This is a genomic window from Lactobacillus sp. B4026, from assembly GCF_026535825.1.
Classification (GTDB): Bacteria; Bacillota; Bacilli; order Lactobacillales; family Lactobacillaceae; genus Lactobacillus; species Lactobacillus panisapium.
The window spans coordinates 259813-281526 of sequence record NZ_JAFNPD010000003.1 but is presented as its reverse complement, the minus strand read 5'-3'; the positions used below and the strand labels follow the sequence as shown (position 1 = coordinate 281526).

Sequence of the window (21714 nt, the reverse complement as noted above, 5' to 3'; positions counted from 1 at the left end):
ACCCCGCTGTTGCCTTTTTTACAACAGCGTTTATTATCTTACTAAACTAGCTCTTAGTTGTCAACTAGTTTTTTCGGATTTTTTTACTTGAGCAGTTAACTCACGCTAGCTCTCTCAAGCACAGATAATACTTTACTCTTTTTGCTATAACACGTCAAATCTTAGATTTTGTTCGTTATTTACTAATTAGAAAAGTAAAATTAGTTTTGTCTAATGGCCATTATTACCTATTTTTTCTGATTTTTGACTACTTATTGGGCTAATTATTCGTAATTTGCCTTTTTTGAGCGCAACATTTTGCGTAAAAAGATGGAAATTTTTTTGAAGAAAACAAAAAAATCCCGTAAAAAGGGATTTTATTTCTTAGATTAAGCTTTCTTCTTTGGTAATCTTGGTCATTCCATTCATGTAAGGAACAAGTGCTTCAGGAACAGTAACAGTTCCATCTTCATTTTGGTAATTTTCCAAAATAGCGGCAACTGTCCGTCCTACAGCCAAACCAGAACCATTTAGTGTGTGTGCCAAGTGTAATTTACCTTCTTCATCACGGTAACGGATTTGTGCACGACGAGCTTGGAAGTCAGTACAATTTGAGCAACTAGAAATTTCACGGTACTTATCTTGAGCTGGCATCCATACTTCCAAATCATAAGTCTTTGCACTTGTAAAACTGGCATCCCCAGTTGATAAAGCAACTACATGGTATGGCAAGTTAAGTTTTTGTAATAAGTGTTCTGCATTCTTAGTCAGTTTTTCTAATTCGTCCCATGAGTCTTCTGGTTTGCAGACCTTAACCATTTCGACTTTTCTAAACTCATGCATTCTAATTAGACCCCGGGTATCACGGCCTGCTGATCCAGCCTCACTTCTAAATGCTGGTGACAATGCAGTTACATTAATTGGCAGTCTATCTTCGTGAATAATTTCGTCACGGAAGTAGTTAACAAGTGGTACTTCGGCTGTTGGAATCAAAGTTAAGTCTAGTGGCTTATCTGGATCATCATTATCGACAATTGTATAAACATCCTCACGGAACTTAGGGAATTGACCTGTTCCTTGCATTGATTCGTCATTAACTAGGTATGGTGGTATTACTTCGGTATAACCTTCCTTAGTATTTTCGTCTAAGAAGAAGTTAAAAACCGCTCTTTCAAGCAAAGCTCCCGCACCTTTATAGTAAACAAAACGTGCACCAGAAACTTTAGCACCACGATCCCAATCTAAAATATCTAAATCAGTACCGATATCCCAGTGAGCCTTTGGCTTAAAGTCTAACTTGGTTGGCTCATGCCATTTACGGATTTCTTCATTATAGCTTTCATCTGGTCCAATTGGATCTGAATCATCTGGGAAGTTAGGCAATCTGAGTAAAATGTAATTTTGTTTTTCAGTTAACTTCTCGACTTTTTCGTCTAATTCTTTAATTTCCTGTCCAACTTGCCGCATTTCAGCAATTGCATTTGAAGCGTCTTCCTTATTTCTTTTAGCTTCAGCAATATCTTTTGAAACCTTGTTCCGCTTAGCCTTTAATTGTTCACTACGACTTAAGCCGTCTCTGCGCTCGGCATCAATTTTGACTAATTCATCAAGTTCTTCGGGCTTAATGCCACGTCTACCTAATTTATCCTTAGCCCAATCAAGATTCTCACGAATCACTTTAATATCTAGCATCTTTTTACCTCCATCAAAAAAGCCAATTCATCCCTCAAATTGGGACGAATTGGCTCTACATGGCTTCGCGGTACCACCCAGTTTCAGTCATTAGCATGACTGCACTTCATTAAGTTGGCGATAACGGTGCCGCAAACCGTGTAACTATTAATTACCCACATTAATGGAATCTGGAAACGACCTCTGTCCACTTTCACCACTACGTGCACTCTCTAAAACAGTCTTAGGATTCCGTGTTTGGATATTATTTTAAGTCATTCTCTTGTTTTTAGCAAATACTATTTCTACTTATATGAAGTATTTTGAAAAAGCAAATCATCTATTACCTTTTTTAGCTTATAATACTGATTATCAGGAGGCCAAAATGAAAATTACTAATCTACCTAAAAAGACTTGGCAAAAAATATATGATTTCCAGATTCTTTTTTGCTTACTTGCAGAAGTATTGCTGATGGTGAGCGGCTTGCACAACGCAACAAAGACGAAAAATCAGGTAACTGCAATTATTTTACTTGTGCTTTTTTTAGCACTCACAGTTTATGTTCAAAAAATGAAAGTTAAAAATAAATTCATTTACGAGTTTACGCGGTGGCTAAGCCTACTTTTTGGCCCCGGCATCCTTTGCATTTTTTGGCTAAAAATCGGCAACTTGCTTTTAGTGCGTTTGCCCCAAATTGAAATTATTTGGGTACTGCTATTATGGGCAGCGTATCTTGGTTTGCTACTACCAATTGCCATGGTTTATGCCGCCCAAATTAAGAACTGGTTCTTAAGACTGCTGGCTGTTTTCTTACTAGATATCCAATATGGACCCGACAGTAAGTTACAAGTTGCTAGAAGTTTCAAAATTATGCATTCACTTACGGGACAAGGAGTAATCGCGGCCATTAGCCTATTTATCTTGGCATGTTTTCTAGGAAAGGCTTGGGGCTTTAGGTTTAATCCCAACTTGAAATTTAACAAAAGCCAAAACTTCCAGCAAGTGACTTTTGTTTTACTCATTCTTTTTACATTATTAGACTTGTTTTACAACTGCTTTAACGCTTATTCCAAAGATATTTGGACCGTCTTTTTTAGATATAACTTTAATAATCTGAAATTTTCCTTACCTAATTTAACCAGTGCGATCGAACCGGGTATCCTAGAGGAAACTGAACGCTATCTAAACATCATCATCCTGCTAGCAGGTTTTAACCGCTTGCCAAAATGGCGGGTTCCGATTGCCATTTATGGTTCCGCACTCCTTTTTGGACTTGCCCATCTTGGAAATATTGGTTGGTATGGTGAAACCCTTTCGGCCACTATTGCACAGGCAATTGGTGTAACCGGTAGTGGATTTTTATGGGCTGTTCTTTATCTTTATACGGGAAAGCTTTGGCCAGCAATTTTGGCTCACTTCACATTAGACTTCGTCGCTGATATGCTTACTGGCTGGAATTCTGCAGGATGGGACTGGCATGGTTATGCGACAGATTACATTTACACTATCTTGATCGTTGGCGTTCCACTTCTGTTTTCAATTTGGATGATGTTCGGCAAAGCTAGACAAGTAATGGAAGAAAATGCCGATCGAATAATGAATGTGAACTAGTTTGATTTTAATAAAAAAAGTCTGGGAAAATTCTCAGGCTTTTTTATTTCAAGATAAATCGTCAAATTACCAATTACAAAATAAATTCGGTTAACTCTAAAACGAGTGGAACAACAATTACAAATAAGACCGTTGAAGTAGTAACAACATTAGTTGCATATTGAACATCTCCGTGAGATTCACCGACTAAAATCGGTAAAACGGCTAATGCTGGCGTAGCAGATTGAACTACTAAAGTTTCCTTTGCAAGGTTTGGTAATGCTGGGCCCCAATTAGCACCAAAGACAATCAAGATAATCATTAGCGCTGGTACTAAAATGAACCTTCCAAGTAGCGCCCAAATTGTATCACGGTCTAAGTGAATTGATTTCAAACCAGCATCGGCTAAAATAATTCCGATATAAATTAGTGACATTGGTGTAACAATTCCGCCCACCATGCTTAGCACAGTTGTAATCCATCCCGGAATTGGTACTTCAACTAATAAACATATTAAAGCAATTAGGAAACCTACTAATGGAGCAGGCAACAATTTCTTCCAATTAAATTTCTGCTGTTTCTGTTTTTGCACAGTTGGATCATCACTTGAGATGAAGAAGACCCCAATTGCCCAAGTAGAAACAGTATTTAACACATAATAAATCAGGAAGTAAGGCATACTTTTTTGCCCAAATAAAGCAATGTTTAATGGTAAGCCAATAAAAATCGTATTGGCATTAGTAATAGCATTGATGAAAGTCCCGCGTCTTCCTTTGCGGATACGAAGAACTTTACACAAGAGCCAAGCAAACAAATAGCTAAGGGCGAAACAAATGATGGCATAAACGAGGCCGCCAGTTAAACCAAACAATTTATCGCGGGTCAAATATTTCAACACGGAAACAAAAATTGAAGCTGGTAAAGCAATATTCATGATTAAATATGAAATATTGCCTTTAAACTGATCTCCTAGTTTTCCACTGCTGCGTAGCCAGTAGCCTAACGCAATGACCAATAACAGTTCAACAACACTAGTTAAAGAAGTAATAAAGGCTTGCATTGATCCTCACTCCTATTCATTTTTATATTCCGGCGCCCAGCGCAAAGCTTCAACAGCTTGCTTACCGTCGTCATATTCATTTTGATTGAGGTGATCCTTAATTGCTTGGTTAGCCACGGCATGTGCAACTGTTTGCGAAAAGATATTGAGCTTTTCAACTGGTGGTAAAACAGCAGCTCCCGGCTTAGTTGAATCAACGATTCCACCTAATGAGTGAGCAGCCACACTAATCATTTCATCGCTCAAGACTTTAGCATTAACTGCTAAAGCACCAAGTCCAAGTCCTGGATAAACTAAGGCATTGTTTGCTTGACCAATTTCATACTTAACACCTTGATAATCAACCGGATCAGCTGGAATTCCCGTAGCAACTAACGCCTTGCCCTTGGTCCATTCGATTAAATCTTGCGCTTTTGCTTCCGCCAATTGCGTTGGGTTGGATAATGGAAAAATAATTGGCCGTTCAGTGTGCTCCGCCATTTCGGTCACAATATCTTGAGTGAAGGCACCAGAACGAGTAGATGTTCCAACTAAGATGTCGGGATGAACCGCTTGAACTACACTCTTCAGATCCTTTAACTGATCCGCATTGGTAAATTCTGACCGCTTTCTGACAAAAGGCTTTTGGGCTGGCGTCAAATCAGGTGTATCGTCAAACAATAATCCCTGCTTATCAACTAAGTAGAAATGCTGCCGGGCCTCTTCAGGCTTTAAGCCCGCTTGCAACATTTCAGAATATACTTGTTCAACAATGCCAGTACCGGCGGTACCGGCTCCGAAGCAGACATACTTTTGCTCAGTCAATTTTTGCCCACTAATCTTTAATGCTCCTAAAATTCCGGCTAACACAATAATTCCAGTACCTTGAATATCGTCATTAAACGTCAAAATATGATCACGGTACTTTTTCAGGATATTGTCTGCGTTATCACGGCCGAAATCTTCAAAGTGCAAATACAATCCTGGGAAAAGCTTTTCAACACACTGAACAAATTGATCTACAAACTGGTAATATTTATCGCCATTAACCCGACTGTGTTTATTACCCAAGTAAAGATCATCTTTGAGTAATTTTTCGTTATTAGTACCGACATCGAGTACCACTGGCAAAACGCAGGCCGGATCCACACCAGCTGCAGCCGTATAAACCATCAATTTACCAACAGAGATATCAACTCCCTGAGTTCCCCAGTCGCCAATTCCGAGAATTTCTTCACCGTCAGTAACTACAATCAACTTAATATCGCGACCATCTGCAGCATTTTTTAAACTGGCTTCCATTTGATCAGGTTTATCGATTGAAAGGAAAGCGGCATTTTGCGGATTAACAAACAGGTGACTGTAATTTTCAATTGTTTCCGCAATTGTCGGATCATAAACAATTGGCATGAATTCGGTCACATGTTCACTAAAGATTTTAAAAAATAGCACCCGGTTGGTATTAAAAATAGTCATTAAAAAAATGCGTTTTTCTAAGTTAGTTGACTTTTCTTGGTACTGCAAATAGACTTCACGTACCTGGCTTTCAAGCGATTGCTCTTGCGGCGGCAACATCCCTTCTAAATGATATTGCTTACGTTGCTCTTCGGTAAAAGCTGTGCCATGATTCAAAAAAGGATCATTTAACCGATCTTGTCCTGTCTTTTCCATAATTCCACTCTCCAATCTAGACGAAATTTTTCTTTGGTTATTAACACTTTTAGCTTATTCCCATTATAGTGATAGTTCAAATAATTGAGCTTACCAATAAAATCACTTGACTTATTAATATTTTTGCTTAACTGATTTTGATAAAAAAGAAAAAAATATTTTTAAGTACAAAAAAAGACTAAGAAAGCAATTTTCCTAGTCTCTTCTAGTTTAAGTTAATCCAATCCGCCCGTTTAAGCAGATAATATTTTTCTTCATACGAAAATAAGTTGCTGATTTTACTCAAATCAACGGCATAAATAAATTTGAAACCTAAATTTCGCAATAATCTTTGCGAGCGTTCATTATTGGTAAAAGTACCGGCCCAGATCTGCTCTTGCTTTAACTTGCCAAAAGCAAAATTAAACAACAAAGTTAAGGCCTCCGTCATGTAACCATGACCTGAAAACTCTTTATCTAATAAGAAGCCGACTTCCTTAGAAGTAAGTAGTTCGACTTCATTAGTGCCGCGGTTATATAGTTCAACTAGGCCAATTAGTTTATGCGTTTTTTCCAAGCAGACCCCATAACTATACTTTCTAGCCGCATATTGGCCAGCTGCAATTTCGGCCTGAGTCAGATTTTGGTAATGATCAAAACCCGCTAACTGGTGATAGTACTTATCTTGGCCCCATTTTAAAAGTGTCGTTGCATCTTCAGCCTTAAATGGTCGCAAATAGATTCGTGCAGTCATTATTTGCCAACTACCTTAAGAAGCCAGTCCATTCCAAACATTAGGGCAAAGCTGTAGGCGGCAATTGTCCATGGCTTACCCAAAATGATAATCCAAAAGTAAGTCCAGAATTTCATATCGGTTAACCCGGCTAGCAGGCAAAGAACGTCATCAGGTGCCATTGGCGCAACAATACAGATTGCAAAAAACCAGTTAAATTTATTTTGGTTTTTGGTCCACTTCATATACTTATCGAGCGTTTTTTCCGAAACAATGTGCAGGATAAATGGTCGTCCATAAAAACGCGCAAGGAAAAAGTTGATGATTGAGCCAATGCAAACTCCGACATAGTTGTAGATAAACCCGGCTAATGGACCGAAGAAAATTACTCCGCCCAACAAAGAGACACCACCCGGAATAATTGGGATGACTACTTGAATAATTTGAATTAAGACAAAAATCACCGGCCCGATGATGCGCTTATCAGCCAAATATGCCTTCATCTTCGCTTGACTAGTAAAAATCCCTAAGCGGTACCAATAAATACACAATAGAATAATAATAATCCCGCTGACAACGGTCAAGATATTGATTAATCTTCGACTAGCTTTAGCTGAAAGATGCATAACTTACCTCCAATATTAGGCTAATTTTACCAAAAAATTCACTCAGATGATTACTTTTTTAGCTCTTCAGCACAATAATTATAATAACTTAAATATTTTAAAATTAATTATAGAAAAGGTAATTAAAAGATAGCAATTTATCATTCCAAGTTAAGTAACTAAAAATAAGGTACCAAGAAGGTAACTGTTTTTCAAAACATAAACACTTTTGCCTTTTAAAGTATAATAAATTCAAGAACGAATTGGAGGTTAGCAATGACGACTATTATTAATGATGTTCTTTATGATGAAAAAAAACAGTTGGCAACCGATATTTATTTACCCGAGAAAACAAATGCGGAAACTAAAATCCTGTTATTCTGGCACGGTGGTGGTTGGTTTCGCGGTGATAAAAGTAACCTGAAGGATTACTGCACCCAAATTACGGAGCAGAATTTTATTGTGTTTGCGCCCAATTATTCGCTAGCGCCCAAACATATTTTTCCAGCCGCTCATAATGACAGTGTTACTTTTGTAAATTGGCTGCTTAACAGTTCGTATGGGCAAAATAGAACTAACGCAATTACCCAATTAGGTGCAAGCAGCGGCGGCGTTATAGCACTATTTTTAGCGGGTAAATACGGCTTCCCAACTGTAACTTGGTCTGCACCTGTTTCTTTTTCTTCTTGGATGAAAAACCACCAAGATGTTCGTCCATCTCAGCAAGCAAATTTTGAATTTGGCATAACTGATTTAAAGCAAATTAATGATGCCTTTTACAAGTATTTTACTCTTACCTACACGGGCACGGATAAGCAGGAGACTTTGAAAAAATTAGACGCACAATCCTATGACTACGACAATCTAGGGCGTTTATTAATGCTTAACTCCACTAACGAATTATCGCCAACTGACTACTTACTTGATTTTATTAGTCAACTAGCTAAAGCCGATCATAGCGTTGACCTCAAACTAATTGCCGGCAAGCGCCATGCCATGTCCTATGCTAACGATTATCTTGCCGAGTCCATCTCTTACCTTGCTAAAAAAACTTGTTAAGCAGGTTACTTATAAATAATTAGTAAAGGTAACCAGAAAAACCCCACTTTTTGATGAAAACGGTTTATAATAGTTGTTATAAATTTTACTGCAATTAGTTGCAGTACCTAAGGAGATAACAAGATGGCTAAATATCAATCAATTAATCCGTACACTAACGAAACCTTTGCCAGTTACGACAATCCGACCGCTAGCCAAATTGAAGACTCAATCAACTTAGCACATGCACTTTACCAAAAATGGCGTCATGAAGAGCCAGAAAGCCGGTGCAAGACATTACATCAAATTGCGACAGCCTTTCGTGAACATGAACAAGAAATGGCAGAAATCATGACCCGTGAAATGGGTAAAATGATTGGTGAATCAAAGGGTGAAGTTGAACTTTGTGCTTCAATCTGTGATTACTACGCCGATCATGGTCCTGAAATGCTTAAGCCACAACCGATCGAGTCTAAGCTGGGCAAGGCCTATTACCTTAAGCAAGCTACTGGCGTAATCATGGCATGTGAACCATGGAATTTCCCACTTTATCAAGTAATTCGCGTGTTTGCCCCTAACTTTATCGTTGGAAACCCGATTTTATTAAAGCACGCCCACAATGTTCCCGGATCAGCAGCCATGACTGCCAAGATTATTAAGCAAGCTGGTGCACCAGAGGGCAGCTTAATCAACCTCTACCCAAGTTATGACCAACTTGATGACATTATCGCTGATCCACGAGTTCAAGGAGTTGCTTTAACTGGCTCCGAACGGGGCGGTTCATCCGTTGCCGAAAATGCTGGTAAGAATCTAAAGAAATCAACGATGGAATTAGGCGGAAATGATGCGTTTATTGTTTTGGATGATGCTGACCCACAAGTCTTAAAGAAGGCTTTGAGTACCGCGCGAACATACAACGACGGACAAGTCTGCACGTCTTCTAAGAGAATCATTACAGTTAAAACCCGTTACGACGAAGTCTTACATGAATTAAAGAATTCTTTTGCTGCACTGAAGCCAGGTGACCCGCTTGATCCAGCTACTACTTTGCCACCAATGAATTCTGCTAACGCTAAAGACAAGTTAACTAAGCAAGTTGATGAAGCAGTTAAAGCAGGTGCCAAGGTCTTTTACCAATATCCAGAAATTGATTCTGCTGGCGCCTTTTTCCGGCCAATTATTTTAACTAATGTTGACAAGCAAAACCCAGCTTATGATCAAGAATTTTTCGGCCCAGTTGCAATTGTGTATGAAGTCGAAGATGAAGATGAAGCCATAGCTTTAGCAAACGACTCAAGTTATGGTTTAGGCTCATCAGTTATCAGCGCCGACGTAAAGCATGCACAAGAAGTAGCTGCTCAGATTGAAACAGGCATGACCGTTATTAACGGCACCTGGATCAGTTCAGGCGAATTGCCATTCGGCGGAATTAAAAAATCCGGCTATGGTCGTGAGCTAAGTGATCTTGGCATGATGGCTTTTGTCAATGAGCACCTAGTAATCAGTATGCCAACCGAATAATTTAACTAGTAATAAAAAAGGCTAGACGATATGCGTCTGGCCTTTTTATTGTCCCTAATTTTTATTTTTAAATAAGTTGTAGCCAAGTAAAATTGTCATCATCACACTTGATAAAATCAAGAAGTAAGTCGATGCTCCGATTGAAACTGCGTATAAGAGCAGCTGGCTAGTAATATTCTTTAAAATACCCGTATTTGATAATGCACTGTTTGACATGCGATAGATTAAATAGACGAGAAATACCGTCTCAATTAACGATAAGACAAAGGAAATCTGGCGCCCTTTAGCCGTATCTTTCAACGTATTATAGGTAATAATCAGCGGAAAGAGCAGAATTAGTAGCCAAATCACACAGACAATTACCCCAGAAAGCATGGTTTCGCTAGATGAGAATAACCGGCCGGCTAAGCCAAATGCCACCCTAGTAATCGACATTTTGCCACTATACGAAATATCAGTTACTGATGCACCTGAGCCCGTGAATAAGACGACCAGGTTAATAACTGCCATCAAAATTACAAGCAGCTGCACATAATTAAAATGCTTTTTAACCGTTGCTACCTCTTCTTCCACACGTTGCTCGCCTTTGGTTGACCTCTTCCTGGACTTGACCTTTTGTTTTGAATCTTCAACATTATTAAACAAGTTAGAGCCGATTTGATTAACTTTTTCTGTCAGTCGCTCATCTACCGTGTAACGCTCAATGTCAGCAGTTCGGACGCAAACAGCATACAGCCAAACTAGTAAGGCAAAAAAGCAGATCCAACCAATACTTCGCGAAAAACTCATTATTAGCAACAATGCAATTCCCAGCAAAAAGACAATCATACTATTAAGATGCATCCATTGCAGCATTTTCTTAATCGTTAAGTTTTGCTTTTTAGGATAAAACTCTTGCCGGTATGCCTCACGACTGGCAATTTTCTTCGCAGTATTTTTATTTTCATAATTGGCGGTCTGGTGCTGATCCGTAAAGAACGTATCACGATATTTTTGTAAATTAAACTGACAGTTAGGACAAACTTTGTCATTATCAGTAATTGACCGGCCACAATTTGGACAAGTAGTCATAAGAAACTCCCTTTGCTCAGATATTTATTTAATATGTTAATCATAAAACAAAAAGCACAATAAAGAAAACTTCTTTATCGTACTTTTTTATCTTTACTATTAAACGGCGCTCGTCTAATGGTTTTGCAATTGTTCAATTTCAGCTGTTAATTGCTTGATTTTTGTAACTGAAGCTTCTGGAGCAAGCATTAACTGGTCGCGCTGAAACTTTAACAATTCAAGATTATTGTCATTACTAGCTGATGATTGCTTGCTAGCCACCACTTTAGTAGATAGCCGCTGATGAGTAATCGTCCATTTTGGTAACCCTAACTGCTCAATAAATGATTGATCATGCGAAACGATAATCAGTGCGTAAGGATAAGCGGCAATAAAGTCCGCAAGAGCAGCAAGGGCTTCTAGGTCAAGAAAATTAGTAGGCTCATCCAGTAGCAGCAAGTTATATTTGCCCGTCAATATTCGCGCCAAATTAAAACAAACTAACTGACCACCAGATAAGTTTTCAATTTTTTGATGCCGTATCTGCCATAAGTGAAGATCACCCAAAACTTGCATAGTAACACTGGTAGCAAAAATGCTGTTTTTCATAATCGCTTCGAGCACCGTTTGGTCTGATTGCAGCTTAATGATATTTTGCGTAAAATAGCCTATCTGCAGCTGGGGATGGTAAAAGCCGGTTAGCTTACGCTCAAACAGCTCTTTTAGAAAAACTGATTTACCCACACCGTTGGCACCCGTTAGGATAAGCCTATTTTGGTAGGTCAAATTCACTTCTTGTTCAATCGTAAAAAGTAATTTGTGGTATGCCTCTACTTTTTGCGGATTGAGTCTTAAAGCCTTGCTTTTAGGTGCAATTGCATCATTCTTCATCTGGGCAGCACCGTTTTTTAAGGTGATTTGTTTACGAACAACTGGCCTAGTTAGCGTTTTCGCTTCTTTTTCAATTCGCCTTGATAAATTTTTGGTTGCACGAGCGACATTATTAGCGGCTTTTACTTTTCCTAGCGACTTTGAGCGCCAGTCAGAACTGCTAATGTGCTTTTTCGGATGGCTAAAGGAATCAGCTTGTTTAGCATGCCGTTTAAAACTAGCTTTTAATTGGTTAAGATGCTTTTCCCGCTCGTTATATTCTAATTGCATACGTGCAGCCTGCTTTTCCTGCGCTCGTTTAAATTCTGAGTAGGTTCCCTTAAAAGTGATTACACGCTGGTCCTTAACACACCAAATCGTGTCACAAACTTGATTTAGAAAATGCTGATCGTGGCTGATAATTAGACACGAACTTTTTAGACCACGCATTAAGTTAATTAGCCATTTTTGCTGCTCAAAGTCTAAGTTTGAAGTCGGCTCGTCCAATAAGAGCAATGCTTTTGGTGCGTTTCTTAATTGTGCAATTGCCCTACTAATGGCTAACTTTTCACGCCGGCCACCACTTTTATCTTGCGCATTTAAGAGCTGCGGAACATAAGCCCAATTACAGAGTCTTGTTATTGATCCCGTAGTTTTAATTTGCTCAGACGGGTTACTTATGTCAGCAATTAGCTTCATCAAAGTGGTTTTACCAACCCCATTATTTCCGATCAAGCCTATCTTTTGCTTTGAATTAATTCCAAGGCTAGCAATTTCAAATAATTTTTTTGCTGCCACATTTACTGTTAAGTGATTGATTTTTATTAATTCCAATTTTTACCTCGGTAATAGATTAACTGATCTGATTGATGCCAGTTTCAGTTTTCATTGGACTGCCCTCCTAGATATTAATAACGATCGTTAAACTAGTAGGTGCCACTATTAGCGTTTGATAAAAAAGGCCATCAATGCTAATTTGCGTTACCTATTAAAAACTATTCTTGACATGACTCTTTCCTCCATTAGATTAATTTTTTCATTTATTACTTAATTGTATTTCATTATTCATCTGATTGCAAAACCACCATATTATCAAGTGCAGCCTGAGTTTTAAAGGTAAACAAAAAAGATTGACCTCTCAATTTGAGAAATCAATCTTTCTTTTTCAAGTTATTTAACCTTTTACTCGTCTACTCTTCTTTTTCCAATGAACACCTTCATAAGTCAGCTTAACTGCTGCAGATAAGGTAATTGGCATAATGAAGACGAGAATAATCAAACCAATAATTACTGCTAATGCAACCTCAATCAAAGTTGGAATGCCTGATGGAATTAAGGCTGCGAAAGTACCACCTAGAATAATTGCGGCTGAAACAACAACTGTTCCGATAATACCACAAGCTTTAAGCATTCGTTCACTTGGCTTATTACCTTCAATTGCACGGTAACGTGTCATGAGGAAGATACTGTAGTCAACTCCGAGGGCAATTAACATAATGAAACCAAAGAATGGCGTATTCCAAGTTAATAAGTCCTTGCCCATTGTAGCTTTTACAACCCATTCAGTAATTGATAATGAGCAGAAGTAAGCAATGAGAAGCGTGCCCAGAATATAAACTGGTTGCAGCAATGAACGAGTGACAAAGATTAACGCAATGCCAATTCCGATCAACATAATTGCAGCTGTTCTAATAAAGTCTTTATTAGCAATATCCTTAATATCCGCAATGTTGGAACTTTCACCACCCATGGCAATCGTTGCTTTACCTAAGCGACTTCCTTGTAATGACTTCTTAGCCATTGAACTGAGCTCCTGCGCTTTTTCAGTTGCTTCAGTTCCGCTCGGGTTTGAATTAAAGACAATCATAATCATTGCTGATTTTTTATCTGGACTAAGGTAGTTATCAACTGAAGTCTGGAAAGTATCATTTTTGATAAATTCCTTCGGAATGTAAAAACTATCTGCTGCAGATGAGCTAGCAAGACCCGTTAAGTAAGCTGCTCCTTGGCCTAAGCCGCTGTTAACTTCATCAACACCTGAAGTTAATTTAGGCGTTCCTGAAGCAAGTTGCCCTGCACCGGTATTTAACTGACCGACACTTGAATTTAGTTGACCAATACTGGAGCTAAACTGGCCTACACTTGAATTTAATTTACCAAGATTTGAATTTAGTTGACCGACACCACCGTTTAATGTGGTAGCACCTGAATTCAATTGACCAGATGCAGAGGCTAATCTGCCTACACCTGACTGCAATTGACCCATTTGGCCCGAGACGTTTGGCATAGAAGCCGAAACTTGCGACCATGATTTTTCAAGAGCTGCGCCAGCTGCTTGCATGGCGGCCATCTTTTGTTGTGGCGTTAATCCGGGAACACTATTAATGCTTTGTGCCAGATTAGCCTTATAGCTCTTTTCAAGTGCAGCTTTAGTATTTGATTGTGCGGCTGCAATTCCTTGAGAACCTGCAGATAGCTGCGAATTTAATTGGTTTAAGCCGCTAGTCATCTGAGCAGTACCGCTTTGTAAACGGCCGGAGCCGCTTTGCAATTGACCAGCACCACTTTGTAATTGGCTAGTGCCGCTTTGTAACTGGTTAGCTCCGCTCTGAAGCTTACCTGTTCCATCCTGTAATTGACTAGTACCGTCGGCTAATTGGCTTGCACCATTAGCTAACTTCTTACTTGCCTTGCTTAGTTTACCTAGACCAGCACGTGCCTGGTCAACCCCTTGATTAACAGTGTTCAACTGATTTTTAACATAAAGCTGATCAATCTCTTCACCGTAAGGTTGGGTGACAGAAGTTACTAGTGAGACATCCCCTGAGGACTTTAATTGTCTCGTCAGTTGATCGATTAAGCGCAAGTCTGCTTCGTTATCAAGACGATGATTACTTTTGATATACAAAGTAGAAGGCTCAGCCATACCAGCTGAGAAGTGCTTTTGAACTACACGCATCCCTGCTTTTGCTGGCTCTGCGTTATCAATTTCGTCGGTGTCATCATAATTTAGATGACCTGAGTACATCAAAGCAAATGGAGTTACCACAACTGCAAGGACAATTAAATAAATAATTGGGTGTGCTAATGTTCCCTTAGAAATACCATGCCATAGTTTATCTTCTTGTTCACCAGTAAATTTCTTAACTGGCCAGAACATTTTTTCACCTAAAACAGCCATAAAGAATGGGTTCAAGGTTAATAAAACAATTAATAAGATTGCTACACCAACTGCCACACCAACTGCTGATTGGTAAATGGAGAAGTTAGCTAAGCTTAGGGCAGAAAATCCAATCAGGATAGATGAGCCCGAATATAGAATGGTTTTCCCAGCAACTTTGAGGGAGCTTTTCATCGCTTCATAGCGATCCATTCCCTTACCCAGATCTTCTTTAAACTTATCATACAAAAGAATATTGTAGTCCGTACCAATTCCGAACAAAACAATAATCATGAAAACCTGTGTAAAGTTTGAAAATGGGAAGTTTTGGAATTTCACTAAGTTAGTAACAATTGAAAAGGCGGTAATGAAAGACACCCCAACTGTTAATAACGAAATCAGTGGCACAATTGGTGACTTAAATACAATCACTAATACGATAAAGATGAAGATGACAGTAATAACCTCTGTTTTCTTTATCCCTTCTTGGATTGAATTTGAAAAGGAATTCTGTAAAACATCGGCTCCCGTAACATAAGTCCGAATTCCCGTTGTTTTAACAGCTTTATTCAGCTCTTGTTCAACATCATTGACCGGACCATGCTTTTTCGCAACATTAAGCTGCAAAATCCAGGCTTTGTCATCCTTGGACTGCAATTGCTTTTTCGTTGCGATATTATCATCCGGTGCCATGACCATCTTAATACCGTACTTACTCTTGTTTTCTTTTAATTGGTCAATCGTTTCATTGATTGCGTTTTTATCATCTGCGGTTAATTTGCCTTTTTCCTTGTTGAAGACAACTGCTATTTGATAAGTGTCCTTTTGCTTAGGTCCCCAATCATTTTGAATTGACTTAGCGACCTCGCTTTGAACATCTTGCGGCAAGGAAATATTTGAGTGCTCACGCGTTAATCCGGTAACATCTGGCAAAGCCACAACAGAAATAATTAAAATTAAAATCCATGCAATGAATGAAAAAATATGGTTCTTTAATAGTTTTTGCACTCTGCTTTTCCTCTCTATTCTTAATTAAATATTTTTTGGCTGAACTAATTTGAGAATCAAATCATGGTAACCTTGATCGGCCTCTTTACTAGTTTCATTCTCAAAAGATGCTGATACGTCTAAAAAAACATATCCTAATACCGCACCGATTAAAGAATGAAGTGAAACAGTACTGTCACTTCTTAAATTCAATTTATCGGCCAATGCGATTACATTCATGATTTCCTTAGTGATAGCATCCTCGGGTTTATACTCATTCAGGTGATAAAGAATACTAAAAAGTGCGGGGTCATTCAAAATAAAATTACGTACAATATCCGCAAATCTCAGTAAAGCTTCCTCTCCTGCAATGCCCATCAGATTTTCAACCAGCTTTTTACTTAATATCTTAATCCTGCTTGCACCAACAAGTGATAATAATTGCTTACGACCTGAAACATAGTGATAGAGTGACTGTGAACGAACGCCTAACTCTTTAGCTAGGTTCGGCAGAGTAGTCGCAGAAAGTCCTTTTTGACCAATCAGCTCCGTCGCCTTCGCAATCACCTTATCAAGATCGAGGCTTCTCTTTTTAACCAAATTCACCCCTCCTTATAACAGCATAGTGAACAATATAGCACTACAGTTTGAAGATTACAATCTACAAAGTGTAAATTATTATTATTTTTTTGCTAAAAGTTAGGTGAAGGCCTGTGATACAAGACTTTTTTGGACATAAAAAAATCCAAAAACTTGGATTAATTAGTTTATTTTACTTAAAAAAGCCGTTAACTGTTTTACCTAAATTACTAAAACTGCGGTCAGAACTAGCCCAGACGCTCACACAGTATGCGTGGCCGTGACTTTGCACAAGTGCAACGTTTGCTCTGCTATCACCAATGGCATAAATGGTTGCACCGTTAGTTTGTGCCACAATCTTGGGCTTTTTACCAGTTAGACTAAGTGAACCCAGCGCCATATTGGCATATTGCCGGTTCAAAGTTTTATTTTGGTACAAATTGTTCATCACTGCAGCTAAGTCAGCAGCCGTTGTTGTTGCCACCGGGCCAGCCGAATAATGTTCACCGAATTTGGTGTTGGTCGCACCCATTTTATGCGCTACTTCATTGATTTTAGCGGGCTTAACTTTTCTTGTTAAAGTATTCCCAGCAGTCTTATTTTTACGCATTAAAGTCTGCTTTAAAAAGGTTACGCCATATGCAATTCCGGGTTTAAGCATTTTTTCACCCTTGGCTCGATCCGCTTTTTTTACCTTAATCGCAGTATGGTCACTCAGTTTACCATGTTGCTCCTGATAGTAAATAGCCGCAAGCAAAAAGAGGTTACCCGTAGCACCAACTTCATGTGCTTTTGCAGTATTTGATACCCGCGCAAATTTACCTGAATTCAAGTCTTGAACACTAACTTGATAGCTTTGATCTTTTCCCATCACCTTTTCAATTTGCTTTGACCAATCCTGATTACTGCCAGAAGCAACTTTAATGTGATTGGGATATTCAACTGCTGCCATTTTTGGTTCATGGGCAGTTTTACCCTTAGACTTATTGGTGGTATTTTTTTGATTTACAATTTGAACTTGCGAATTCTCTACTCGCTTAATGTTAACCGAATATAACATAAATGCTAGTAATGTTGTTATTAAAGAGCCGATGAGGACTTTATTTTTCATTTTTTTGCCTCAATTTAGAAGAAATGATGTCGTTTCATTAATACAATCAACCAGACCATTAAAAGAATCGTGATCAACATGATTGCAATCCAATCAGACGAATTATGACTTACTGGTAAGCTAACATTCATCCCGTAAAAACCCGTTAGAATGGTCGGAATAGTCAAAACTAGTGACCACACCGTGAGGAATTTCATCGTGTCATTTAGGTTATTGTTCATCATGTTATTGGATGTTGCCGAGAGAGTTTGCGTTACTTGTTGCGAAATCTTAACCATTTCTGCTGACTGATTTGATTCGATTAAAACATCGTCCAGTCGCTCGCGTGCCGGCTTAGTGAAATCCAATTCCGACAATTTTAAACTGTGCAGCATCATCAAATTGGTTTGAATTGAACTGGATAAGTAGACCAAACTTTTTTCAATGCTTGATAATTCAACTAAATCCTTATTATCAATGTCATCTGATAATTTTTGATCAAGCGTATTCCGCTGTACATCTAATTGTGTAACTGCTCGCTGAAAGTATTGCGATAAAAATAACAGGAATTTCATCAATAATTCCGTTACATCTTGTGCTGTCGACAATTCACGTCTCATTGCTAAATCATTGAATTCATCAAAAACGTAACTGGTTGATTCAGTGTGAAAAGTAAAGATATTCTCACCCGAGACCAAAAAAGTAACCGGATGTGATGTAAAGTGCTTAATCGTTTTAGTAGGCCAAATTGGTACATCATAAACCATCAAGTGGATATGCGTGTGGGTATCGTAATCATAGTGTGGGCGCTCATGACGGTCAGAAATGTAAGAAATCATATCAGGCGTAAAATTAAACTCGTCCTGTAATGTATTACTGTCATCTTCACTTAGATTACTAATGTCAAACCACCGATACTTGGTTGCCACCGGAAATTTCTGTTCTTTAATCATTTTCTTCACCCCTAGGTTGATGAATTAATAGACGCAAAAAGTCATATTAATGTTCTTTTATTTTACCATTCATGTGAAAAACGATAAATAAAAAAACAGGCGTAAAAACCTGCTTTTTATTTCTGTCAATTAATGATTATTGTTTCCAGGCTGCATCAAACTTGGTCTTTCCAGTATTAATAGCCTTGTTCACATTTCTATTTTTCTGAGCCGCAGAAAGAATTGATTGCATAATTGGCGTCAATTGGCTAAAAGTGGCACTTGAGTCTTTAATAACCGGAACACTGTAAAGTGAATTAGTTGACCAGATTGTCTCTAATTTTGCTGGCAATTTAAACTGCTTAATTGACTTGTATTCTGTAGACTTAGTTGCATCCTCATTAACAGGAATATAGCCCGTCTTTTTGGCCCACTTAATCTGACTTTGCTTCGAGGACAGGAACTTCATGAACTTAAAGGCAGCAGCTTTTTGCATTGCACTTGCCTGATTAAACATGTAAATATCGGTTCCCTGCTGCATCGTATACTTGCTTGGACGTGCTGCAACTTCATAGGTAAAACCTTTTCTTGCCGCCTGCTTAATCCAAGTTTCTGTTGAAGATGAGGTCACAAACATCGCTAACTTGTTATTTGTGAATGGAATGTATAAGTACTTATCAGAACCAGCCATTCTAAAGTAGCCTGCTTTTTCACCAGCTACATAATAATTAAGCACTTTTTTGGAAGCCTTGCCGGTAAAATCAATCTTACTAGAAAAATCTTGGCCCTCGTTCTTCATGCCCAACACGTAGTAGTTATCAAGATCATCAAAGCCGGCACCGGCTACCTGATGATTACTCTTCTGGTAAATTTTTTGCGCAGCCTGTTTTAATTCTGCCATGGTGGTTGGTACTTTGGTTACACCGTACTTTTTAAGCATTGCAGGATTATAAATCAAGACTTCAGTTGATTTATTAAACGGAATACCGTATTGCTTGCCGTTAATTTTAGCGCCATTAAGCATATCAGCTTTAATTCCTGAAGCAGCTGAACTCCCCCAACCAACATCATGGTTATTAATGTAAGGAGTTAAATTGACCAACATGTTATTTTTAGCGGCACTTTCAAGCCAACCAGGATAAGCTTGGGTAATTGTAGGCAGGTTCTTCGGTGATTGCATCGTCGAATTCAGTTTTGCCTGTAAATCATCGTAATTTCCTTGTTGTTCCAACTTGATTTTAATATTAGAATTCTTGGCTTCAAACTCTTTTGCAAGACTCTTTAATGTATCGGCTTGAGCTCCCTGCATTCCGTGCCAGAAGACCACCGTGGTTTTCTTTGTTACCTTAGGAATCTTATTTGATGTTGAAGATGAATTATTGTTTGAGCAAGCAGCAGTTCCTACTAAAGCCAAACCGGCCACAGCAATTGCAGCTAGCTTCTTACCAAATTTCATTTTTTCTATTTTTCCTCCAAAATACTGGTTTAACCAACAATAAATAGTTGATCATTTTATTCTTATTTATTGTATAGCATGAAAAGTAAGATTACAATAAAAATTAGCTGAAAAATTCGGTTTTATTTCGTTTATTTATTATTTTAGTAAAAATAGTTCGGCTTTAGATCAATTTGACTAGAATTAGTCGTATTTTGTTCTAGTTCCTTACTTTGTGACAAAGTAAAAATGACTTATTGCCTCAATAAGTCATTTTTTAGTTATTCTGCCGCATATTTTCCAGCCAGACGCCCAAAAGTTAAGGCGTGACTAGCCGTTAGTCCAGGAACATGATCAGGATAAATGCCCCAGAAAAAGCCACCGGAGCAGTTCCCTGCAGCATAAAGTCCAGGAATCACGTTTCCCTGCTGATTAATGACCTGCATTTGTAAATTCACACGCAGACCATCTAACGTTGCAAGCAAACGCCCGCCAACAATTGCGCCATAATAAGGAGGCTTGGCAACCGGTTCTAAACGGTAGCTTTCTTTGCCAAAGTCCGTATCGTTGCCAGATGCCACCATTTTATTGTAACGCTCAACTGTCTTGTTCAAATTATTTGCAGGAAGACCTAATTTCTTCGCGAGTTCATCAATGCTATCAGCTTTTTGAACTAGACCTTCCTTTAGGCGATCATTCACTTCTTTGCGAGCCTCTTCACCCGTAAAAATTCCAGGAAAGCCTAAGCGTGAACAGCCTAAGGTATGGTATTGCTTAAGATTTTCATCGCTCATTGTATCTTCAGTCCAAATCATGGCACTCAAATATCCCGGTTGCTTTGAAGCTGCAGTCATTTGGAACTGATATGGCGCACTTTCATTAAAGAACCGTTCACCATTAAGGTTAACCTTTAGCATCGGATAAGATCCAAGCCACAAATAGCCGGGATCATCAGGAGGTGTTAAATCAACTTCATAAAAATCTTCAGCATTTGTTCCGACCGGCACAGCACCGCGGTTAAAAACAATGGAGGCGGGTTCTTCATCTTTAGCTGCTCCAATTGCCATCGCAGCTGTAATTCCTGAACCATCATCCCTTTGACTATCAGTGTAAACATTTGTCTTTAATCCTAATGGATTCCATTTTGCCATTAAGGCCTGATTAGATCCATAACCACCAGTACACAAAATAACTGCTTTTGTGGCTTTAATAGCGAGCGGTTCTTGGGTTTTCATGTTTTTAGCAATTACACCGGTTACCCTGCCATGCTCAACTACCAATTTTTCTAATTTCGTGTGCCAGGCAAATTCAGCGCCGAGCTCTTCTGCCTTGGCAATTACCCAATTACCATAGCCCATTTGCCAATACTTGCCATCAGGTGCTGTGGCCTCATTACCAGTTGGAAACGCATGATTGCGCTCTGTCTCATAATATGCGTCAGGTGTTGCTTTAATATATGCTCCATGAGGTCGTAAAACTTGCTCATCAAGCCAGTCAACCATTTCCGAACTATTATCTGCCCAAGTATTTAGCAGTCTCTGGTCAACATTACCTTGGTTAAAAGTAGAAAGAAAATTAACTAATTCGTTCCGATCAATTTCTACTCCCGCTTTTTTCTGAGCCTTACTATGAATAGCCGCAATCGTTTCGCGGTATAAATAGCCTGCACTTCCCATCTTATCAATTACTAAAACCTTAGCCCCTTTTTCTGCCGCAGCAGCTGCTGCCATGCCACCAGCATTACTTGCACCGACAACAATTATTTCGTATTCGCGCTTTTTCAT

The 21714-nt window shown here is 38.7% G+C and carries 16 protein-coding genes; 3 read left to right on the top strand and 13 right to left on the bottom strand.

Annotated features, from left to right (window positions below; genetic code table 11):
• Positions 1 to 363: 363 nt before the first annotated feature.
• Positions 364 to 1671, bottom strand: coding sequence for a serine--tRNA ligase (gene serS / locus J3U69_RS04660; RefSeq protein ID WP_220232758.1), 1308 nt, complete (start codon positions 1669 to 1671; stop codon positions 364 to 366).
• A 364-nt stretch (positions 1672 to 2035) separates the two neighbouring features.
• Here serS and J3U69_RS04655 point away from each other — a divergent pair, with 364 nt between their 5' ends.
• Positions 2036 to 3262 (top strand): CPBP family intramembrane glutamic endopeptidase, encoded by a 1227-nt coding sequence (locus J3U69_RS04655; RefSeq protein WP_267413200.1) that lies wholly within the window; start codon positions 2036 to 2038, stop codon positions 3260 to 3262.
• A 73-nt stretch (positions 3263 to 3335) separates the two neighbouring features.
• On the opposite strand, the gene J3U69_RS04650 is transcribed toward J3U69_RS04655, so the two are convergent.
• The 4 genes from J3U69_RS04650 to J3U69_RS04635 all read right to left on the bottom strand — a co-directional run bounded on the left by J3U69_RS04650 (position 3336) and on the right by J3U69_RS04635 (position 7289).
• Positions 3336 to 4301 (bottom strand): AEC family transporter, encoded by a 966-nt coding sequence (locus J3U69_RS04650; RefSeq protein ID WP_103753128.1) that lies wholly within the window; start codon positions 4299 to 4301, stop codon positions 3336 to 3338.
• 12 nt (positions 4302 to 4313) lie between these two features.
• The gene (locus J3U69_RS04645; protein ID WP_267413199.1) at positions 4314 to 5951 is read right to left on the bottom strand and encodes a malolactic enzyme; all 1638 of its coding nucleotides are present in this window, start codon (positions 5949 to 5951) and stop codon (positions 4314 to 4316) included.
• 205 nt (positions 5952 to 6156) lie between these two features.
• On the bottom strand, positions 6157 to 6684 hold the full coding sequence (locus J3U69_RS04640; protein WP_267413198.1) for a GNAT family N-acetyltransferase: 528 nt from the start codon (positions 6682 to 6684) through the stop codon (positions 6157 to 6159).
• Positions 6684 to 7289 (bottom strand): TVP38/TMEM64 family protein, encoded by a 606-nt coding sequence (locus tag J3U69_RS04635; RefSeq protein WP_103753131.1) that lies wholly within the window; start codon positions 7287 to 7289, stop codon positions 6684 to 6686. Before J3U69_RS04635 ends, J3U69_RS04640 begins: the two co-directional genes overlap by 1 nt.
• A gap of 255 nt (positions 7290 to 7544) precedes the next feature.
• Here J3U69_RS04635 and J3U69_RS04630 point away from each other — a divergent pair, with 255 nt between their 5' ends.
• On the top strand, positions 7545 to 8327 hold the full coding sequence (locus J3U69_RS04630) for an alpha/beta hydrolase (RefSeq protein ID WP_267413197.1): 783 nt from the start codon (positions 7545 to 7547) through the stop codon (positions 8325 to 8327).
• Positions 8328 to 8450: 123 nt separating this feature from the next.
• Positions 8451 to 9827, top strand: coding sequence for an NAD-dependent succinate-semialdehyde dehydrogenase (locus J3U69_RS04625; RefSeq protein ID WP_267413196.1), 1377 nt, complete (start codon positions 8451 to 8453; stop codon positions 9825 to 9827).
• 54 nt (positions 9828 to 9881) lie between these two features.
• Here J3U69_RS04625 and J3U69_RS04620 read toward each other — a convergent pair whose 3' ends face one another.
• The 8 genes from J3U69_RS04620 to J3U69_RS04585 form a co-directional block, all read right to left on the bottom strand.
• Positions 9882 to 10898, bottom strand: coding sequence for a zinc ribbon domain-containing protein (locus J3U69_RS04620; RefSeq protein ID WP_103753134.1), 1017 nt, complete (start codon positions 10896 to 10898; stop codon positions 9882 to 9884).
• A 114-nt stretch (positions 10899 to 11012) separates the two neighbouring features.
• Positions 11013 to 12581 carry an ATP-binding cassette domain-containing protein gene (locus tag J3U69_RS04615; RefSeq protein ID WP_267413195.1) on the bottom strand — a complete coding sequence of 523 codons (1569 nt, stop codon included), beginning with the start codon at positions 12579 to 12581 and terminating at the stop codon, positions 11013 to 11015.
• 340 nt (positions 12582 to 12921) lie between these two features.
• Positions 12922 to 15915, bottom strand: a complete 2994-nt coding sequence (locus J3U69_RS04610) for an MMPL family transporter (RefSeq protein WP_220220715.1) — start codon at positions 15913 to 15915, stop codon at positions 12922 to 12924.
• Positions 15916 to 15939: 24 nt separating this feature from the next.
• Positions 15940 to 16494, bottom strand: coding sequence for a TetR/AcrR family transcriptional regulator (locus J3U69_RS04605; RefSeq protein WP_103753137.1), 555 nt, complete (start codon positions 16492 to 16494; stop codon positions 15940 to 15942).
• Positions 16495 to 16666: 172 nt separating this feature from the next.
• A complete protein-coding gene (locus J3U69_RS04600) occupies positions 16667 to 17584 on the bottom strand; it encodes a serine hydrolase (protein ID WP_267413194.1) in 918 nt (305 codons plus the stop codon).
• Between the two features lie 14 nt (positions 17585 to 17598).
• Positions 17599 to 18516, bottom strand: coding sequence for a magnesium transporter CorA family protein (locus J3U69_RS04595; RefSeq protein WP_103753139.1), 918 nt, complete (start codon positions 18514 to 18516; stop codon positions 17599 to 17601).
• A gap of 136 nt (positions 18517 to 18652) precedes the next feature.
• Positions 18653 to 19951: an extracellular solute-binding protein gene (locus J3U69_RS04590; protein ID WP_267413193.1), complete on the bottom strand. Its 1299-nt coding sequence runs from the start codon at positions 19949 to 19951 to the stop codon at positions 18653 to 18655.
• A gap of 260 nt (positions 19952 to 20211) precedes the next feature.
• Positions 20212 to 21714 carry an FAD-binding protein gene (locus J3U69_RS04585; protein WP_267413192.1) on the bottom strand — a complete coding sequence of 501 codons (1503 nt, stop codon included), beginning with the start codon at positions 21712 to 21714 and terminating at the stop codon, positions 20212 to 20214.